The organism is Fretibacterium sp. OH1220_COT-178, assembly GCF_003860125.1.
In the GTDB taxonomy this organism is placed as follows: Bacteria; Synergistota; Synergistia; order Synergistales; family Aminobacteriaceae; genus CAJPSE01.
The window spans coordinates 54,620-72,236 of record NZ_RQYL01000010.1; the positions used below are offsets into that span (position 1 = coordinate 54,620).

Annotated in this window: 16 protein-coding genes; all 16 read left to right on the forward strand. The window is 64.1% G+C overall.

All coding sequences use genetic code 11. The features are described from left to right. The first annotated feature begins 39 nt into the window (after positions 1–39). The 16 genes from EII26_RS05705 (at position 40) to EII26_RS05780 (ending at position 17,602) form a co-directional block, all read left to right on the forward strand. Positions 40–1,872 carry a hypothetical protein gene (locus EII26_RS05705; RefSeq protein ID WP_124888182.1) on the forward strand — a complete coding sequence of 611 codons (1,833 nt, stop codon included), beginning with the start codon at positions 40–42 and terminating at the stop codon, positions 1,870–1,872. A 64-nt stretch (positions 1,873–1,936) separates the two neighbouring features. Continuing rightward, the gene (argS, locus tag EII26_RS05710; RefSeq protein ID WP_124888183.1) at positions 1,937–3,652 is read left to right on the forward strand and encodes an arginine--tRNA ligase; all 1,716 of its coding nucleotides are present in this window, start codon (positions 1,937–1,939) and stop codon (positions 3,650–3,652) included. A gap of 1 nt (position 3,653) precedes the next feature. Further along, entirely contained in the window at positions 3,654–3,953 is a 300-nt protein-coding gene (locus tag EII26_RS05715; protein ID WP_124888184.1) for an FtsB family cell division protein, read from the forward strand. Between the two features lie 132 nt (positions 3,954–4,085). Further along, complete coding sequence (rpsF, locus tag EII26_RS05720) at positions 4,086–4,367, forward strand: 30S ribosomal protein S6 (protein ID WP_124888185.1); 282 nt, start codon at positions 4,086–4,088, stop codon at positions 4,365–4,367. A 14-nt stretch (positions 4,368–4,381) separates the two neighbouring features. Further along, on the forward strand, positions 4,382–4,894 hold the full coding sequence (locus EII26_RS05725) for a single-stranded DNA-binding protein (RefSeq protein ID WP_124888186.1): 513 nt from the start codon (positions 4,382–4,384) through the stop codon (positions 4,892–4,894). Positions 4,895–5,028: 134 nt separating this feature from the next. Then, entirely contained in the window at positions 5,029–5,256 is a 228-nt protein-coding gene (gene rpsR / locus EII26_RS05730; protein ID WP_124888202.1) for a 30S ribosomal protein S18, read from the forward strand. Positions 5,257–5,393: 137 nt separating this feature from the next. After that, a complete protein-coding gene (locus EII26_RS05735; protein ID WP_124888187.1) occupies positions 5,394–6,368 on the forward strand; it encodes a DUF2232 domain-containing protein in 975 nt (324 codons plus the stop codon). A 33-nt stretch (positions 6,369–6,401) separates the two neighbouring features. Further along, positions 6,402–6,854, forward strand: coding sequence for a 50S ribosomal protein L9 (gene rplI, locus EII26_RS05740; RefSeq protein ID WP_124888188.1), 453 nt, complete (start codon positions 6,402–6,404; stop codon positions 6,852–6,854). A 54-nt stretch (positions 6,855–6,908) separates the two neighbouring features. Beyond that, positions 6,909–8,246, forward strand: a complete 1,338-nt coding sequence (gene dnaB, locus EII26_RS05745) for a replicative DNA helicase (RefSeq protein WP_124888189.1) — start codon at positions 6,909–6,911, stop codon at positions 8,244–8,246. A 203-nt stretch (positions 8,247–8,449) separates the two neighbouring features. After that, on the forward strand, positions 8,450–9,916 hold the full coding sequence (locus EII26_RS05750; protein WP_255415934.1) for an excinuclease ABC subunit UvrC: 1,467 nt from the start codon (positions 8,450–8,452) through the stop codon (positions 9,914–9,916). Between the two features lie 159 nt (positions 9,917–10,075). Continuing rightward, positions 10,076–12,355, forward strand: coding sequence for a polyribonucleotide nucleotidyltransferase (locus EII26_RS05755; protein WP_124888191.1), 2,280 nt, complete (start codon positions 10,076–10,078; stop codon positions 12,353–12,355). Positions 12,356–12,361: 6 nt separating this feature from the next. Continuing rightward, complete coding sequence (gene dut / locus EII26_RS05760; protein ID WP_124888192.1) at positions 12,362–12,817, forward strand: dUTP diphosphatase; 456 nt, start codon at positions 12,362–12,364, stop codon at positions 12,815–12,817. Positions 12,818–12,896: 79 nt separating this feature from the next. After that, complete coding sequence (locus EII26_RS05765) at positions 12,897–13,733, forward strand: DUF3100 domain-containing protein (protein ID WP_124888193.1); 837 nt, start codon at positions 12,897–12,899, stop codon at positions 13,731–13,733. Position 13,734: 1 nt separating this feature from the next. Further along, a complete protein-coding gene (locus EII26_RS05770; RefSeq protein ID WP_124888194.1) occupies positions 13,735–14,220 on the forward strand; it encodes a DUF340 domain-containing protein in 486 nt (161 codons plus the stop codon). A gap of 405 nt (positions 14,221–14,625) precedes the next feature. Continuing rightward, positions 14,626–16,533, forward strand: a complete 1,908-nt coding sequence (thrS, locus tag EII26_RS05775; RefSeq protein ID WP_124888195.1) for a threonine--tRNA ligase — start codon at positions 14,626–14,628, stop codon at positions 16,531–16,533. Positions 16,534–16,714: 181 nt separating this feature from the next. After that, positions 16,715–17,602 (forward strand): YitT family protein, encoded by an 888-nt coding sequence (locus EII26_RS05780; RefSeq protein WP_124888196.1) that lies wholly within the window; start codon positions 16,715–16,717, stop codon positions 17,600–17,602. Positions 17,603–17,617: the final 15 nt, after the last annotated feature.

The window sequence follows — 17,617 nt, forward strand, 5'->3', positions numbered from 1 at the left end:
GCCGCCATCGAAGGGAGAGAGTTGCGGATGAGTCTGGGAATGAAGCTTTTTTCGAGAAGGCTCTTTTTCTCCGGGGCGGTGCTCGGCATTCTTCTCCTGCTTCCAACGGTGGTTGGGGCGGAGGCGCCCGGGTACGACCTCCCGCAGATGCGGCGGGTGAATCCCGATTTTTCGACCTATCCCGACGCTCGGGGCATCGTCTGGCTCAAGCGGATAGCCTATGAACCGGCCTCGGCCGGAGGCCTGCTGCGGACTCACCTCTGGGTGCTGCTGGGCCGCAGCGGGCTGGATCCGCGATGGCTGAACTGGGAGATCCCCGAGCCCCCGGGAGGAACCACCAGGATGCTGGAGGCGAGTGTCCACGCCTTCGACTCCGGGCGTAAGGTCGCGGATGTGGCTCCGATCGAGCGGGTCCAGGGCGGTGTTACGATGCACTCCGTTCGCTTCGGCGAACTTCCGGAGCCCTTCGTCCTGGTCCTGTCCTGGCAGGACGAGCTTCCTTCGGGACTCTCCTTGGAGGACATGGTCCGGACTCGGGAAGATCTCCCCCTGTGGGAGTCCGTCGTGGAAGTCGTGGTTCCCGACGGGCGTCCCTTCTTTCATCGTTCCCTTCCGGATGTTCGTCCCGAGGTCCGGAAGGACGCGGGAGGTTCACGGTACGTCTGGCGCGCCCTGAACACGCCCTCCTCGCTTTCGGGACGGCTGCGCGCCGTCTCCGGAGGCGGGGTGGCCTTCGGTATGCGTCATGGGGCGGAGGCTGTAGCCAGGATGATGCGGCACAGGGCCTCCGCGGCCGTTCCGTCGGCTCCGCCCGCGGCTCTCGAGGGCTTCCGAAAGGGGACGGAGGCAGGAACGTCCGCTCTGCTCTCCTGGCTTTATGGACAACCCGAGGCCGTCTTGCCCTCGGAGGGCCTTCGGGATCTGCCCTCGGAGGGGCCGTGGACGCGGGAGGAGAAGCTGCTGCTGGCTCACGCATGGCTTCGTGAGCGGGGCCTGAGCCCGCTCCTGCATTGGAGGCTGCCCTTCGAGCCCGACGGCGACACCCCCGTTTCTCCCGGGCTGCTGAGGGAAGCGGTTTTGGAGATCCCCCCTTTCAAGGGTTCCAAGTTCAAGGAAAGCTTTTTCTGCGATATGGAGGATGCCCCCAGAATCGGACGGACCTCCCCCCTGCTGATGGGGGAGAGGGTTTTCCGGGCGGCCGAGGACGGACGAATGGCGAGTCGAAAAATCCCCGAGTCGAAGGCGGCCGAAAACCGCCTGCGTGCGCTGCTCGATCTCAGGCTGGCCCCCGATGGCGCCCTGAGCGGCAGGGTGCGTCTCCAGGCGCGCGGGACTTGGCGCTCCATGCTGTTTCGCGACGAAGGGGCTGGAGAGGTCCACCTGAGGCATCCTCTTTCCCTTCTGTTTCCCAATATCAAGGGGTACCGGGATCTTCGATTCCGGGAATCCAGGGGGGAGACCGAGCTCTCCTTCGAACTCGGCGGGATGTCGGGCATTCTGGGGATGCAGGGCAAAAACCTGTTGGCGATTCCCCCGGCCTTTGTGCCCGAGGCACTGACCTCCCTGACGGATGGCCCCGTTCCCTTCGATCTGGCCTTTCCGTTTCTCCTGGAGCAGCGGCTGACCCTTCTGTTGCCTCAAGGGACAGCGAAGGTGATCCTGTCCGCCGATTCCGAACGGGCCTCCAGAAAGGTCCACTACAGCGACAGTTGCAAACTGACGAAATTGAAGAAACTTACGGCGGAGGCCCGGATTCAGGTCTCGGCGACGAGGATGGCCGAGGACGATGCATCCGCATTGAAGGCGGCGGTCGAGTTTTGGAGAAACTTTTCGACTCGGCCCGTTCCCGTTCAGATGAGGAACGGGAAGTAGGGAAGAGTCCTTCGGCTGGGCTCGGGAGGGCGAGACGCTCTATGTTTGGGGAGGTTGTTTGGGAATGTCGGACAATGTGTTGAGGACTTCGGCCGTTTCCTATCCGAAGGAGGCCCTCGTTCGGGCGGTCCGCTCCGTCGCGGAGAAGATGGGGAAGAACGTCCCGGAGGGGATGGCGTTCGAGCTGGAGCGCCCCAGGCACGAGGGACAGGGCGACCGGGCCGCCAGTGCCGCCATGCAGCTGGCCAAGGTCTTCGGCGTCGCTCCGCGGGAGCTCGCGGGCCGGATCGTCGAACGTCTTCAGGAGGACGAAAGCGGGTTTATCGAGAGGCTGGAGGTCGCCGGGCCGGGATTCGTCAACTTTTTCCTGTCCAGGAAGTGGTTTGCCGCCGTTGCCGAGGAGGTCCTCTCGCGTGGGGAGCGCTACGGAGCGCTGGATCTGGGGGAGGGGCGCAGGGTCCAGGTGGAGTTCGTCAGCGCCAATCCGACGGGTCCCCTGCACATCGGCCACGGGCGCGGCGCCGCCGTAGGGGATGTCGTCGCCAATATCCTCGCCTTCACGGGCTGGAACGTCGAGAGGGAATACTATATCAACGATGCGGGACTTCAGATGGAGATGCTGGGACGGTCCACACAGGCCCGATACTTCGAGCTTCTGGGACGCCCCGAGACGGTCCCCTTCCCTGAGAACGGCTACCGGGGGGCGTACATCGTCGATCTGGCCCGGGCGGTTCTCGATTCGGAGGGAGAGCGGTTCCTTGCGGAGACTCCCGCGGACAGCCTGCCCTGGTTCAAGCGATATGCGGGTGGGGTGATCCTCGGCCAGATCGAGGAGGATCTGCGGAACTTCGGGGTGAGCTTCGACGTCTGGTTCTCCGAGGCCTCCCTCTATGAGCGGGACTTGGTGCGCCTGGCGATGGAGGACCTTAAAAAGCGCGACTACGCCTTCGAGTCGGAGGGGGCCCTCTGGTTCAAGACGACGGATTTCGAGGACGACAAGGATCGCGTTCTGATCCGAAACAATGGGGCTCCCACCTATTTCGCGTCGGACATCGCCTACCATCGCGACAAATTCGTGACCCGGGGGTTCGATCGGGTCATCGACGTGTGGGGGGCGGATCATCACGGCTACATTCCGAGGATCAAGGCGGGGGTGGGGGCGATCGGCAAAAGCCCCGATGACCTCGACGTGCTGCTGATCCAGCTGGTCAACCTGATGCGGGACGGTCAGCCCGTGGCGATGTCGACCCGCTCGGGGGAGTTCGTCACACTCAAGGAGGTCCTGGAGGAGGTCGGCGTCGACGCGACACGCTTCTTCTTCCTGATGCGCCGGAGCGACAGTCAGCTGGATTTCGACCTGGATCTCGCCAAGAGGCAGAGCAGCGACAATCCCGTCTATTACGTGCAGTACGCCCATGCCCGGATCTGCAGCATCGTCCGGGAGTGGGAGGCTCGGGGCGGCAGGGCGGACCGGCTCCGCGCGAAGGGGGCCTCCGTACCGGAGGAGCTGTTCGAGGACGGAGCGGCGCGCGCCTTGGCGGACTGTCTGGCGCTTTTCCCGAGGGAGGTGGAGAACGCGTCGCGGGATCTGGCCCCACAGATGCTGACGGGTTATGCGGGGCTGCTCGCCGGCGCCTTCCATTCCTTCTACAACACCAACCGGATTCTGGGTGAGCCCGAGGATGTGGAGCTCGGCCGTCTGAGGGTAGCGGAGGCCGTGCGCGTCGTTTTGCATACCTGCCTGGGCCTTCTGGGCGTGAGCGCCCCCGAGCGGATGTGACATGCCTCCCCTGAGGCGGATCGTCGTTGCAGCGTTCGTCCTCCTCGTCCTTTTTATTATTGGAACGCACTATTTTTTCGAGGCCCGCAGGATTGCCCAGCTCAAAGCTGCGGTCGAGGAGCGGGAGGCGCTTCTTCGGCAAAAACAGGAGAGCGTGCGGGATTACCGGGAGAAGGTGGTTTTTTACAGCTCCCAGGAGGGCATCGAGCACATGGCCCGGGAACACTACAACCTCGTTTTTCCCAACGAGCGCGTCATCCTTATCCGGAGCGACGACGCCGGGCCGGGGGGCGTGCCCTGAGTTTTCCGGATAGGATCGGCCCGGAACGATCCTTGCCCTTTGGCTGCTTCCGCGGTATAATTCCCAAGTTTATATGGCCCTGCCTCTTTCGTCGAAAAGAGGCCATCAGACCAAGGGGAGGAGGTGAAAGACGTGCGACATTACGAGATGCTGACCATCCTGAGCGCCGAGATCGAGGAGCCCAAGGAGGAGGTCGAAAAGATTCAAGAGGTCGTACGCAGTCTGGGAGGAGAGGTGACCCAGACGGATGTATGGGGCAAGAAGCGTCTTGCCTATCCCATCCAGAAGAAGGCCGAGGGCGTTTATGTGCTCTTCACCTTCGATCTCGAGCCCGCTCAGACGTTCGAGCTCAAGCGCGTGCTGGGATTGCGTCCGAACATCTACCGCCAGATGATCATCCTGCTGGATGACTAGTTGAGGGCGGAGCGATGGCGAGAGGGTTCAATAAGGTCGTCCTGATGGGAAACCTGGCCCGCGATCCCGAGGTCCGTTACACGGTCGAGAAACGGGCGTGGGCGAGGTTTACCGTTGCCGTCGGCTACAGTTGGAAAAACAAGAACGGGGAGTACCAGGATGCCGCGGATTTCATTCCCGTGGTCGCTTGGGGGCCCCTGGCGGACCGTTGCGGCCGTTACCTGAAGAAGGGAAGCGGCGTCATGGTGGAGGGAAGGTTGCGGGTGCGCAGTTACGAGGCCCGTGACGGATCCGGAAAGAAGTACACCACCGAGGTCGAGGCCACCGAGGTCATCTTCGTGGGAGGCCGTAAGAGCTCGGATGAGGACGCCTTCAGCGCTCAGTCCTCGAGGCCCGCGCATGGATTTTCCGACGACGGGGATTTTGGGAAGAGCATCCACGAAAAGGGCTTCAGCGACGACTTTCCGATGGATTTTTCCGAGATGGAGAGGGACGATAAGGATTCGGAGGCCGAAATCCCCTTTTAGGGGAAAATCGGTCCTTTGTTTTGGTGGGCTTCGATTCGGTGAGGAAACCGAAGCGGCCCTGGAGTAAGGAGGATTTGACAGTGAGCGGAGAGAACAGACCGGCTCCCACGGCCACCGAAAGACCTCGCGGGGGTATGCGCAGGGGAGGCCCCAGGCGCCGCCCGAAGTTTTGTTTCTATTGCGTGGAGAAGCAGGAGAAGGTCGATTACAAGGATGTCGAGAAACTGCGCAAGTACATCAGCGAGCGCGGGAAGATCATTCCCCGCCGCGTAACCGGCAACTGCGCCAAGCATCAGCGGCTTTTGACGGAGGCTATCAAGAGAGCCCGTTATATGGCTTTGCTGCCCTATACGCTGGACTGATTGTCGCTCTTTGCGCCCCGTACGTTTTTTGTCCCCCATCGTGGGGACGCCGGGCCGTGCGGGTGTTGCGAACAGTCGCAAATGCCAGGGGAGAAGCCGCTCAGGGCCTCTCCCTTTTTGTCTGACCGGGAGGAATCATGGCGGAACCCGAAAAACTGTCCCCAAACGATACCGGAGCCTCCTTCATCCGGGTGCTCCTCTTCGCCGCCCTCGCTGTTTTGCTCTTCTCCTCGGGCACTTTCCTGCCCATCCTGGGGTTCTGGGGGCTGCTGATGACGCCTCTGCCCCTGGCGCTCCTCGGCATGAGGCAGGGGCTTCGCCGGCAGACGGTGGGAACGGCCCTGGCGGCGGGCGCCGTCCTGTTGCTTTTCGATCCCCTGTCGGCTTTTTATTTCCTGGTGAGTCAGGGGCCGCTCTCCTTCGCACTCTCGCTTGCCCCGCGGAGAGGGCGCAGCGGGGGGGAGTCCCTGCTTCTCTGCTCCATGGTCTCGATTGCCTCGAAATTGGTGCTCCTTGGGGTCTTTCTTGCCCTGACGGGACGCAATCCTCTTATGCCGGACCCCGAGCAGCTCCGTCAGATTTTCTCCCACCTCTACGACGAGGTGGCTTTGGAGGGGGACCAGCTCCAGGCCCTCAGGGAGGCCGTCGAAGGGATGATGGCGCTTTTCCCCTACATGATGCCCTCCCTTCTGTTGCTCTCCTCGGCCCTGGACGCCTTTCTCAACTACAGGCTGGGCGAGTTCTTCCAGAGAGGACGGGCGAGCGCGCCCCCCGCCCTTCCTCCCTTTCCGGAATGGCGGTTTTCCAGAACGTTGCTTCCGGCGATGTTCCTGGCCTTTTTTATGGAGCTGGCCATCACGGACTGGACGGCGGGGGCGATGTTCGCGATGAATTTGAAGCTCGTGCTGAACGTCTTTTTTTTCGTGCAGGGGCTGTCGTTGCTTTGGTGGTGGCTGCTGCGCCGCCGGGTGGGGCTTTTGGGGCGCTTTGCCGTCCTGGTTCTTCTCGTCGTGCCGTTTGTGTGGCTTTGGCTGGTCTTCCTGGGCATGGGGGACATGATTTTCGACCTGAGACGCCGCGGAAGAGGAACGAGCGGATCGGGGCGCGGTTGAGGTTTTCCTGGAAATGGAAAGGGGAGTCGTCCGATGCAAGTTATTTTGAAGGCGGATGTGAACAAAATAGGCCGTGCGGGCGAGCTGCTGACCGTCAGCGACGGGTACGCCCGGAACTTCCTGTTCCCCCGCGGGCTGGCCGAGGAGGCCACGGCGGGGAAGGTCGCGGACCTGAAGGAGCGTCAGAAGCACCAGAAGGCGAAGGAGGAAAGGCTGCGCCAGGAGGCGGAGCAGGCCCGTCAGGCGATTCAGGGCAAGACCGTCCGTATCGAGGCCACTGCGGGGGAGAACGGGAAGCTCTTCGGGAGCGTGACCGCCGCGCAGATCGCCGAGGCCCTTGAAGCTCAGCACGGCCTCAAGGTGGACAAGCGCGACATCAAGACGGCCGATGCCGTGAAACAGCCCGGCAACCATCCCTTTACCCTGAAGCTGTACCCCGGGGTGGTCGCGGAGATGGTCCTGTCCGTGGCGGTCCGTGGCGCCTGACCCGCGGCGGGAGAAGCGTAGAAACCAACAAGAGGAAGGGGATTGCACCCTGTCATGCAGCTCTATGATCGCGTGCCCCCCCAGAACCTGGGGGCCGAACGTGCCGTTCTGGGGGCTTGTCTCCTGGAACACGAGGCGCTGGGTATCGCTCTTGAGACCCTGAGGGCCGAGGATTTTTACGACCTGAACCACAGGACGGCCTTCGAGGTGATGAGCGGCATGTACGCTGCCAATCGCCCGGTGGACCTCGTGACCTTCGGGGAGGAGCTGCTCAAGCGGGGCGTGTTCGAGAAGCTGGGGGGGCAGCCCTTCTTCGCCTCCCTCGTCGCCGAGGTGCCCACCACGGCCAACGTCGGCTATCACGCCGATATCGTCCGGGAAAAATCGGTCAAGCGACGGCTCATCGAGGCCGGGAGCAAGATCGTCAGCCTGGGGTACTCCAGCGATCTGGAGAGCGCCATGATCATGGACGAGGCGGAGCGCGCCGTCTTCGAGGTCTCCCAGAACAACAACCGGGTGGATTTCCGGCCCGTCCGGGACATCCTGGGGAGCACCTTCCAGAAGATCGAGCAGCGCTACCAGCAGAGCGGCTCGGACGTCAGCGGGTTCGACTCGGGCTTTACGGACCTGGACCGGCTGACGGGCGGTTTTCAGCCCGGAAGCCTGAACATCATCGCCGCCCGGCCCTCCATGGGAAAGACGGCGTTTGCCCTCAACATCGCGCAGTTCGGGGGCGGCGGGCGCAACGCGGCCGTCCTGATCTTCAGCCTGGAGATGTCCGCCGAGCAGCTGGTGCAGCGTATGCTGGGCTCGCAGGCGCAGGTGGACATCCAGGCCATGAACACGGGGACCATGGGCAAGAGCGATTGGGACGAGCTGCAGAACGCAGCCGGGATCCTGACGCGGAGGCCCATCTTCATCGACGACAGCTCCATGCTGACGACCATGGACTTCCGCGCCCGATGCAGGCGCTTCAAGGCCCGGCACGAGAGCCTGGGGCTGATCGTCGTGGATTACCTTCAGCTCATGAGCTTTGGCGGCCGACAGACGGACAATCGGCAGCAGGAGGTCGCGGAGATCTCGAGGATGCTCAAGGGGGTGGCGCGCGAGCTGGACTGTCCCGTGCTCGCCCTCTCGCAGCTCTCGCGCGAGACGGAGAAACGGCCGGACAAGAAGCCCATGCTGTCGGACCTCCGGGACTCCGGCGCCATCGAGCAGGACGCGGATACCGTCATGTTCCTCTACAGGCCGGACTACTACGAGGAGTCCAAGCCCGACTTGGACAGCGAGGCCTTCCTGAGCCTGGCCAAGAACCGCAACGGTCCTACGGACATCGTACATTTGGTGTTTCGAAGGCAGATCACCCGTTTCTTCAACGCGATGCAGCATTGACCCATGGGATCCTTTGTCCGAGGGGCAGGGGGGCACGGAGGAGTCTCGGTTTTGCGCAGTCCGCCTCGTGACGGGGCTGCTGGGGCGGGATAAACTTTGGACATGTTCGATTTCCTATTCCCCGAACCCTTCGGGGCAAAAAACGACGAAACGCGGGCGGCCGCATGCCCGACTGCCGTGGATGCGGCCGGGAGGGGAGCGCTTTGACCTCTCCCCACATTGCCGCCCTACTGAAGGGCCTTCCCGAGAAGCCGGGCGTCTACATCATGCGGGACGCCGAGGGGACCGTGCTCTACGTGGGCAAGGCCATCAGGCTCCGCCGCCGCGTGTCGTCGTACTTCCGGCACTCGGGCTTCGCCTCGCCGCGCCTGCGCAAGCTGGTCTCCCTCGTGCGGGACATCTCCGTGATCCGCACCGAGAGCGAGGCGGAGGCCCTTATCGTCGAGGCCAAGCTGATCCGCCGCTACTCGCCCTTCTTCAACGTCGACCTCAAGATGAGCGACCGCTACCCCTACATCCGCATCACGAACGAGACCTTCCCTCGCCTGGAGATCACGCGCCGAAAGGACGACGACGGCTCCGTCTACCTGGGTCCCTTCGTCAGTGCGGGGAACATCCGGACCCTGCTGCGGCTGGCGGAGCGCTACTTCCCTCTGCGCGTCTGCCGGGGCGAGGTGCGTCCCGACCCGGAGCGGCGCCCCTGCCTGGAGTACAGCCTAGGGCGTTCCATGGGGGCCTGCGCGGCGCTCTGCACGGAGTCGGAGTACCGCGAGCGGGTGAACGACATCATTCTGCTGCTCCAGGGCAGCACCGCGGAACTGGTCGAACGGCTGCGGCGCAGGATGGACGCGGCCGCGAAGCGAATGGCCTTCGAGGAGGCCGCGCGGTATCGCGACACCATCCGCGCGCTGTGGAAGATCTCGCGCCAGCGCGTCTCCTCGGCGCTGCAGGAGGACCTTGACGGCGAGACCTGGCAGGTGCTCACCCGGATGCAGGAGCTCTTCGGGCTCAGGACCATCCCGTGGCGGATGGACGCCTTCGACATCTCCCACATGTCCGGGCACGAGACCTACGGGTGCTGCGTCGTCTTCGAGCAGGGGCGTCCCAACCCCTCCCTGTACCGGCGCTTCAAGATCAAAAGCGTGCCGGACGGGGAGATCGACGACTTCAGCTCCATGCGGGAGACGGTGCTGCGCCGCTACCGGCACGTCCTGGATCGGTCGGAGCCCATGCCGCAGCTGGCCCTGATCGACGGCGGCCCCATCCAGCTGGAGTTCGCCCTGAAGGCCCTGGGGGAGCTGAAGCTGGAGCTTCCTCTCGTCGCACTGGCCGAGCGGGAGGAGCTGATCTACTTGCCCGGCCGTCCGCACGATCCCGTCCGCCTGGGGCTCGACGACCCCGTCCTGCAGCTGCTCCAGCGCCTGCGCGACGAGGTCCACCGCTACGCCATCACGACGCACCGCAGCGCGAGGGCGGGAAGGCTGCGCCGGTCGGCGCTCGAGGACGTCCCCGGCATCGGCAAGGCGCGTGCGGCGCAGCTCCTGGTGAAGTTCGGCTCCGTCCGGCGCATCGCCACCCTGGAGCCCGAGGAGCTCTGCACCGTCCCGGGGCTCGGCCCCGCTCTGGCCCGAAAGATCGTCGAGCATCTGAGGGGGACGGGGAGGGACTGAGCGCCGTCCCATGAAATGCCGGAGCGGGCGAAGTGTTCCGGCCTTGCCGTTTTTTGCGGTTTGCGTTTTTATCGGCTTTTCCCTTGGAGCAACGCTCGTATTGTGCTATTCTAATCCTCGCTCATGTATGGAAGATAAAAATGAGGAGGATTCATCGTCATGGAAAAGGAATATTCCGTCCGGATCGGCGAGCAGCCGCTCGTGTTCCGGACGGGCAAGGTAGCCAAACAGGCAAACGGTGCGGTGCTGGCTTCTCACGGGGAGACGGTCGTTCTGACGACGGCCTGCGTGACCGACACGCCCCGCACGGGCATAGATTTCTTCCCCCTGCTGGTGGATTTCGAGGAGCGCTACTACTCGGCCGGCAAGATTCCCGGCGGGTTCATCAAGCGCGAGGGGCGTCCCTCCGAGTCGGCCATCCTCAGCGCGCGCGTCACGGACCGCTCCATCCGCTCGCTGTTCGACGACGCCATGCGCAACGACGTTCACGTGGTGAGCACGGTCATGGCGATGGACCAGGCCTATCCGCCCAACGTGCTGGGCATCAACGCGGCCTCGGCCGCCCTGTCCATCTCGGGCATTCCCTGGGGGGGACCGGTGGGGGCGGTGCGCATCGGCCTCGTCGACGACAAGCTGGTCGTCAATCCCTCGGAGGCTCAGATGGCCGATTCCCGCCTGGAGCTTCTCGTCGCCGGACACGACGACGGCATCACCATGGTGGAGTCCGGGTCCCACGAGGTGTCCGAGGAGATCCTGGTCGACGCCCTTGACCTGGCCCATTCCGAAATTCGCAAGCTGATCGCCCTCTTCCGCCGGATGAAGGAGGAGATCGGCAAGCCCGAGATTCAGATTCCCCTTCCCGAGCGGATCCCCGAGATCGACGGCTGGGTCCGCGCGAACCTGGATCGTGAGATCGACGCCGCCGTACGCATTCACGAGAAGAAACCGCGTTACGAGAAGATCGCCGAGGTGAAGAAGGCGGCCAAGGAGCACTTCGCCGAGACGTTCCCCGACAAGGGGGAGTACATCGCCGCCTGCATCGACGGCCGCGTCAAGGACATCATGCGCGCCATCATCGTCGACGAGGGCGTCCGTGTCGACGGCCGCGCGATGGACGAGTTGCGACCCATCCTCTGCGAGACGGGGATTCTGCCCAGGGTCCATGGCTCGGCCCTCTTCACGCGCGGGGAGACCCAGGCGCTGGCCGTGACGACGCTCGGCATGGTGGGGGAGGACGACCAGGTGCTGGACGGCATAAAGCTGGACGAGCCGGCCAAGCGTTTCATCCTGCACTACAACTTCCCGCCCTATTCCGTTGGCGAGGTGCGGCCGATGCGCGGTCCCGGACGGCGCGAGATCGGCCACGGCGCCCTGGCGGAGCGCGCGCTGCGCCCCGTCATCCCCACGGAGGAGGAGTTCCCCTACGTGGTGCGGGTCGTGTCCGACATCCTGGAGTCCAACGGCTCGAGCTCCCAGGCCAGCGTCTGCGGCGGGAGCCTCTCCATGATGCACGCGGGCGTGCCCCTGCGTCGCCACGTGGCGGGAATCGCCATGGGCCTCATCAAGGAGGGGGACAAGGTTCGTGTACTGACGGACATCCAGGGCCTCGAGGACCACTACGGCGACATGGACTTCAAGGTGGCCGGGACGCGTTTGGGGGTCACGGCCCTCCAGATGGACAACAAGGCGGGCGGCATCACCCGGGAGATTCTGCAGAACGCGCTCTCGCAGGCGAAGAAGGCCCGCATGGAGATCCTCGACAGGATGGAGGCCGCCATTTCCGTCCCGGACTCCCTCTCGCCGAACGCGCCGCGTATCCTCAAGATCAACATCGACCCCGAGAAGATCCGGGACGTCATCGGCCCCGGCGGCAAGACGATCCGCGGCATCACCCAGAAGACCGGGGTCAAGATGAACGTGGAGGACACGGGCGAGGTGAGCATCGCCGGACCGACTCAGGAGCAGGTGGACGAGGCCCGGTCGATGGTCCTGGCCCTGACGAAGGACCTGGAGGCCGGCGAGATCTACTGGGGTACGGTCACGAGACTGATGGCGTTCGGCGCCTTCGTGGAGTGCCTGCCGGGCAAGGAGGGGCTGCTGCACCTCAGCGAGATGAGCACGCACCGCGTCCCCAAGGTCGAGGACGTGTTCAAGCCCGGCGACCGGGTGCTCGTCATGGTCAAGGAGATCGACGACATGGGCCGCGTCAACCTCACCCGCCGGCGGCTCCTGGCCGACGAGAACAAGGTGCGCGAGGCCGGTCTGGCCGAGGCCCTGCCCGAGGAGCACGAGCGCGACAATCTGATCGCGAGCATCGCCGACAAAGCACCTTCCGCACCCCGGGGCGACCGGCCCAGCTACGGCGGCGATCGCGGTGACCGCGACCGAGGGGGACGGGAGCGCCGTTTCGGCGGGGACCGCCCCCGGAGGGACCGCTGAGTTTACATGTCGGACGCGGTCCTGAAGGTTTTGGTGACGCGCTCCGAGCGGGCGAAGGATTTGTCTCTGCCCTTGCCCGAGTACGCCACCCCGGCCTCGGCCGGGGTGGATCTTCGGGCGTCGGAGGGCCGCGTGATTCAGCCCGGGGAGCGCGCCCTGATCCCGACGGGCCTTCGAATTGCCCTGCCCGAGGGGTATGAGGCTCAGATTCGGCCCCGCAGCGGGCTGGCCCTGAAGCACGGGATTGCCCTTCCCAACAGCCCGGGCACGATCGACGCGGACTACCGCGGGGAGATCGGCGTGATCCTGATGAACCTCGGTTCCGAACCCTTTGTCGTCGAGCCGGGGGACCGCATCGCCCAGATGGTTGTCGCCCCCGTTACGCGGGTCGCCTGGGAGGAGGCGGGGGAGCTCGACGACACGCCCCGGGGAGAAGGAGGGTTCGGCAGCACGGGAAGATGAGTGAGCCCCTCCTGGGGCGCAATGGATTCTTTGTGGTGCCCTTGCATTTCATTCTCGGCAAAGGAAGTGTCTTGACGGCATGGATATCGTCGACAGAGCGTTGCGCAACTGGAAATTGCACCTGTTGGTCCTTGTCTTCACGGTTTTGGCGGAGCTGGTGGGGGTCCGGACCTTCAAACTCGGGCCGGGGATGCTGGTCCTGATCCCCCTGCTCTACGCCTTCGTTCTGGGGGCTCTCTGCGGGCTTCCCTCCCTGAAGATCCTCAAGAAGAGCGACATGTTCGAGGCGTCGTCCCTCGTGGGCGTCTCCTTCTTCCTCCTGATGGCGCGCTACGGAACCTTGGTCGGCCCCAATTTCTGGAAGGTCGTCCAGTCCGGTCCCGCCCTGATCCTTCAGGAGTTCGGCAACATCGGAACGGTTTTCCTGGGGATCCCCCTCGCGGTTCTGCTGGGACTGCGCCGCGAGGCGGTCGGGGCGGCGTTCTCCAACGCACGCGAGCCCAACATCGCCATCATCGGCGAGAAATACGGGCTCGATACGCCGGAGGGCCGCGGCGTCATGGGCGTCTACGTCACGGGGACGATCTTTGGCGCGCTGTTTTGCAGTTTTCTTGCCTCCTTCGTCGCGTCGACGATGCCTTTCTTCAGCCCCCAGGCCCTGGCCATGGCGACGGGGACGGGCAGCGCCAGCATGATGACCGCCGCGGTCACCCCTCTGGTGACGATGTACCCCGCGCTCAAGGACGAGCTGCTGGCCCTGGCCTCGGCGAGCAACATGTTCTCGGGGCTCGACGGCGTCTACATGTGCGTGTTCCTGAGCCTGCCGGTCGCCAACTGGCTGGTTCGGCTTCTGGGGGTCAAGGACGCCCCGAGCGTTCCCGTCGGCAAGGCTTCCGTCGGGAGGGAGGAGAACTGATATGACGTATCGTCAGATGGCGATTTTTCTCCTGATCTGCGCCGCTCAGGTTTTGGTCGGAAACTGGGTGGGAGCCAAGGGCTTCTCCGTGTTCGGCGCGCAGGGCGCGTCTGCGGCGGCCGAGTTGCTGACGGCCTCCATCCCCGGTATCCTTGTTCTGCTCGGCATCGTTGCCGGTGGCGTCCTGATCGCCCATATCATGCCGTGGAAGGGGCTGCCCTCCGTGGCCTACATCGTCACCCTCGGCTGTCTCGTGACGATCCCCGGTTTCCCCGGTGCGGAGCAGCTCACCGCCTGGGTCTCCAAGGTCAGTTTCATCGGGCTCTGCACGCCGATTCTGGCCTACGCGGGGCTTGCGGTGGGCAAGGATATCGGTGCGCTCAAGACGCAGGGCTGGCGGATCGTTCTGGTGGGACTTTTCGTCTTCGTAGGGACCTTCATGGGCTCTGCCCTCATCGCGGAGCTGGTGCTGCGCGGGATGAAATAAAGCTTCCCCGTTCGGCCGATCTGTTTTTCACATCTCCCCTTGCCGGAAAGGGATTTTGGTGGTAGCATTTCACGCGTTACGAACGAGAAACGCGATGAAGAGGACGAGTACCCTCGCCCGTGGCCCCGAGCCACGGGAGACCGCGATACAGAGAGGCGGAGACCTTGGCTGGAAGTCCCGCCGCGCGAGTACGAGGAGAATACCCCCTCCAAGCGGGCGTCGAGGCCATGGAGGTCTCCTTCCGGGATAAGACGCAGGGGTTCCGCCCCATACAGCGGGTTCAAGTGCCGGGGTCCCGTGGACCTCGGAAGTGGAGTGGAACCGCGACATCGATGCGCCCACGTCGTCTCCATGGTTTTGGAGTCGGCGTGGGCGTTTTTCATTTCAATTTTTGGGGGGATCAGTATGTTGCGTTTTGAGGGTAACAACGGGAAGGTCTGTGAGCTCGACCGGGGATCGGTCATGGTGTCCGAGGTCTTGTCCGAACTGGGCCTGGGGAAGAAGGCCCTGGCCGGAAAACTGAACGGGGAGTTATTGGATTTGAGCCGCGAGGTTTCGGTCGGCGGCTCGATCGAGCCCGTTCTGGCGGGGTCCGAGGAGGGGCTCGACATCCTGCGCCACTCCTGCGCGCACCTGATGGCCCAGGCCATCGAGAACCTCTATCCCGGGACGCATTTCGGGATAGGGCCCTGCATCAAGGACGGTTTTTACTACGACGTGGACGTCGCGGACGGCTCGATCACCGAGCAGGACCTGCCCGCGATCGAGGCGGAGATGCGCCGGCTTGCCGGGGCCGCCGAGAAGGTCGAGCGCGTGGAGATGGGACGGGAGGAGGCCCTGAAGTTCTTCGGGGACCGCAACGACCCGTACAAGGTCGAGCTGATCTCGGAGCTGGAGGTTCCGTCCGTGTCGCTCTACCGGCAGGGGGACTACGTGGACCTGTGCCGGGGCCCCCACGTCCCCGATACGTCCTGGCACCGCAACTTCAAGCTGCTCTCCGTGGCGGGGGCCTACTGGCGGGGCAGCGAGAAGAACAAGATGCTGACCCGCGTCTACGGCACGGCCTTCGCCACGCCGGACGATCTGAAACAGCACCTGAAGCGTCTGGAGGAGGCCAAGCTGCGCGACCACCGCAAGCTGGGGCGCGAGCTGGACCTGTTCAGCCTCCACGACGAGGGGCCGGGCTTCCCCTTCTTCCACCCCAAGGGCATGGCGATCCTGAACACCCTCATCGACTTCTGGCGCAGGGAACACATGCGGCGCGGCTACTCGGAGATTCGCACACCCCTGATCCTGGACCGTTCCCTCTGGCTCCAGTCCGGGCACTGGGACCACTACAAGGAGAACATGTACTTCACCGAGATCGACGAGAAGCCTTTTGCCGTCAAGCCGATGAACTGCCCCGGCGGCATCCTGGTCTACAAGACGCAGCTGCGCAGCTACCGCGAGCTGCCGCTCCGCATGGCGGAGCTGGGCATCGTCCACCGGCACGAGCGCAGCGGGGTGCTCCACGGCCTGATGCGGGTGCGCTGCTTCACCCAGGACGACGCGCACCTCTACTGCCGTCCCGACCAGGTGAAGGAGGAGGTCATCGGCATCATCGACCTGTGCCGGTTCATCTATAAGGACGTGTTCGGCTTCGACTACGCGGTGGAGCTGTCGACCCGTCCCGAGAACTCGATGGGCGAGCCGGAGCAGTGGGAGCTCGCGGAGTCGGCCCTCAAGGAGGCGCTGGAGGCCTCGAACACCCCCTATCGTCTCAACGAGGGGGACGGCGCCTTTTACGGGCCCAAGATCGACTTCCACCTGGAGGACAGCATCGGCCGAACCTGGCAGTGCGGCACCATCCAGCTGGACTTCCAGATGCCGGAGCGGTTCGACATGCACTACGTCGGGGCCGACGGTCAGGAGCACCGGCCCGTCATGCTGCACCGGGCGCTCCTGGGCAGCCTGGAGCGTTTCTTCGGCATCCTGATCGAGCACTTTGCGGGCGCGTTCCCGTTCTGGATCGCCCCGGTGCAGGTCAAGCTCATCCCGATATCGGAGGAGCATCAGGACTACGTTCGGGAGCTGGCGAAGACGTTCGGCGGCTGGGGCCTGAGGGTCGAGACCGACGAGCGCGACGAGAAGCTGGGCAAGCGCATCCGGGACGCGCAGCTCCAAAAGGTTCCCTACATGATCGTTGTCGGGGACAAGGAGAAGGAGACGCGCGTGGTTGCGGTCCGCGAGCGCAGCAGGGGCGACCTCGGCAGCATGGATCTGGAGGCCTTCCGGAAGCTGCTGGACGAGGAGTTCAATCCCGTCCGCGGATAACTCCGGTTTTTCGACGAAGTTTTCTCATGAGCCGAGGAGTTGCCTGCGGGGAGCTCCTCGGTTCTTGTCGGGACCTTGAGGGTGGTATGATGGCTGAGGCCGATTTTTGTCCGGAAGGATTTGCCAGAAGGAGACGAGGAGAGAGCGAAATGATTGACCCGGTTTGGAGCGTGTGGCGTCGATGAGGGCGCGAATAAGACGGCTTGGGGACTATTGCTGGAGTTGGTTCCGGAAGGAGTGGGGGACCCTTCTGAGCACGACGGTGGGCACGGCCCTCACTTGCTTTGCCCTCGTCGCACTGGTGCTCCCCTACAAGTTTGCCGGCTCCGGCGTCACGGGCATCGCCCTGATCACCAATTACCTTTGGGGCATATCCCCGGCCTGGTTCATCACGGTGGGGAATACGCTCCTCCTCCTCTGGGGCTGGCGCGATCTTTCGACCCGTTTTGCCCTGTGGACCCTTTATGTCACTGTGCTCACCAGTTTGATGGTGCCCCTTTTCGAGTACTTCCATTACCCGACGATCGACAACGTCATGCTTGCCGCCATCCTGGCCGGAGTGGTCGGGGGGCTGGGCTTCGGGATGCTGTTCCGGGTGGACGCCTGCTCGGGAGGGACGGACATCGTGGTCATGGCGGCGAAGAAGCGCTGGGGCGTGGACGTGGGCTCCATGTCCTTCGCGATCAACATCACCATTCTCCTCTGTTCCTTCGCGGTGGTCTCGCTGGAGCAGATGCTTCTCGGAGCCCTGCTGCTCTACATCGAGACCCTGGTCATCGACAACGTCGTGCACTCCTTCCACCGTCGCACCCAGATGCTGGTCATCAGCGCCCGGCACGGAGAGATCGCGGACTTCATCATGACGGAGCTGGAACGTACGGCGACGCTGATTCCGGCCCGAGGCGCCTATCGCGGGGCGTCGGTGGAGATGCTGCTCGTGGTGCTTCCCCGCCGTCAGGTGCCTCCGCTCAAGCGCTTCATCGCCTCGGTGGACCCGACGGCGTTCGTCATCCTCTCCGACGTGTCGGAGGTCGTAGGGGAGGGCTTCAAGAGCTGGCTGCACATGTAGTTTTTGCCCTTCTTC

Excerpts from the sequence above, each read along its gene's own strand:
- EII26_RS05705 (WP_124888182.1), top strand. The coding sequence starts at position 40 with ATGAAGCTTTTTTCGAGAAGGCTCTTTTTCTCCGGGGCGGTGCTCGGC.
- argS (WP_124888183.1), top strand. The coding sequence starts at position 1,937 with ATGTCGGACAATGTGTTGAGGACTTCGGCCGTTTCCTATCCGAAGGAG.
- EII26_RS05715 (WP_124888184.1), top strand. The coding sequence starts at position 3,654 with ATGCCTCCCCTGAGGCGGATCGTCGTTGCAGCGTTCGTCCTCCTCGTC.
- EII26_RS05725 (WP_124888186.1), top strand. The coding sequence starts at position 4,382 with ATGGCGAGAGGGTTCAATAAGGTCGTCCTGATGGGAAACCTGGCCCGC.
- rpsR (WP_124888202.1), top strand. The coding sequence starts at position 5,029 with ATGCGCAGGGGAGGCCCCAGGCGCCGCCCGAAGTTTTGTTTCTATTGC.
- EII26_RS05735 (WP_124888187.1), top strand. The coding sequence starts at position 5,394 with ATGGCGGAACCCGAAAAACTGTCCCCAAACGATACCGGAGCCTCCTTC.
- rplI (WP_124888188.1), top strand. The coding sequence starts at position 6,402 with ATGCAAGTTATTTTGAAGGCGGATGTGAACAAAATAGGCCGTGCGGGC.
- dnaB (WP_124888189.1), top strand. The coding sequence starts at position 6,909 with ATGCAGCTCTATGATCGCGTGCCCCCCCAGAACCTGGGGGCCGAACGT.
- EII26_RS05755 (WP_124888191.1), top strand. The coding sequence starts at position 10,076 with ATGGAAAAGGAATATTCCGTCCGGATCGGCGAGCAGCCGCTCGTGTTC.
- dut (WP_124888192.1), top strand. The coding sequence starts at position 12,362 with ATGTCGGACGCGGTCCTGAAGGTTTTGGTGACGCGCTCCGAGCGGGCG.
- EII26_RS05765 (WP_124888193.1), top strand. The coding sequence starts at position 12,897 with ATGGATATCGTCGACAGAGCGTTGCGCAACTGGAAATTGCACCTGTTG.
- EII26_RS05770 (WP_124888194.1), top strand. The coding sequence starts at position 13,735 with ATGACGTATCGTCAGATGGCGATTTTTCTCCTGATCTGCGCCGCTCAG.
- thrS (WP_124888195.1), top strand. The coding sequence starts at position 14,626 with ATGTTGCGTTTTGAGGGTAACAACGGGAAGGTCTGTGAGCTCGACCGG.
- EII26_RS05780 (WP_124888196.1), top strand. The coding sequence starts at position 16,715 with ATGAGGGCGCGAATAAGACGGCTTGGGGACTATTGCTGGAGTTGGTTC.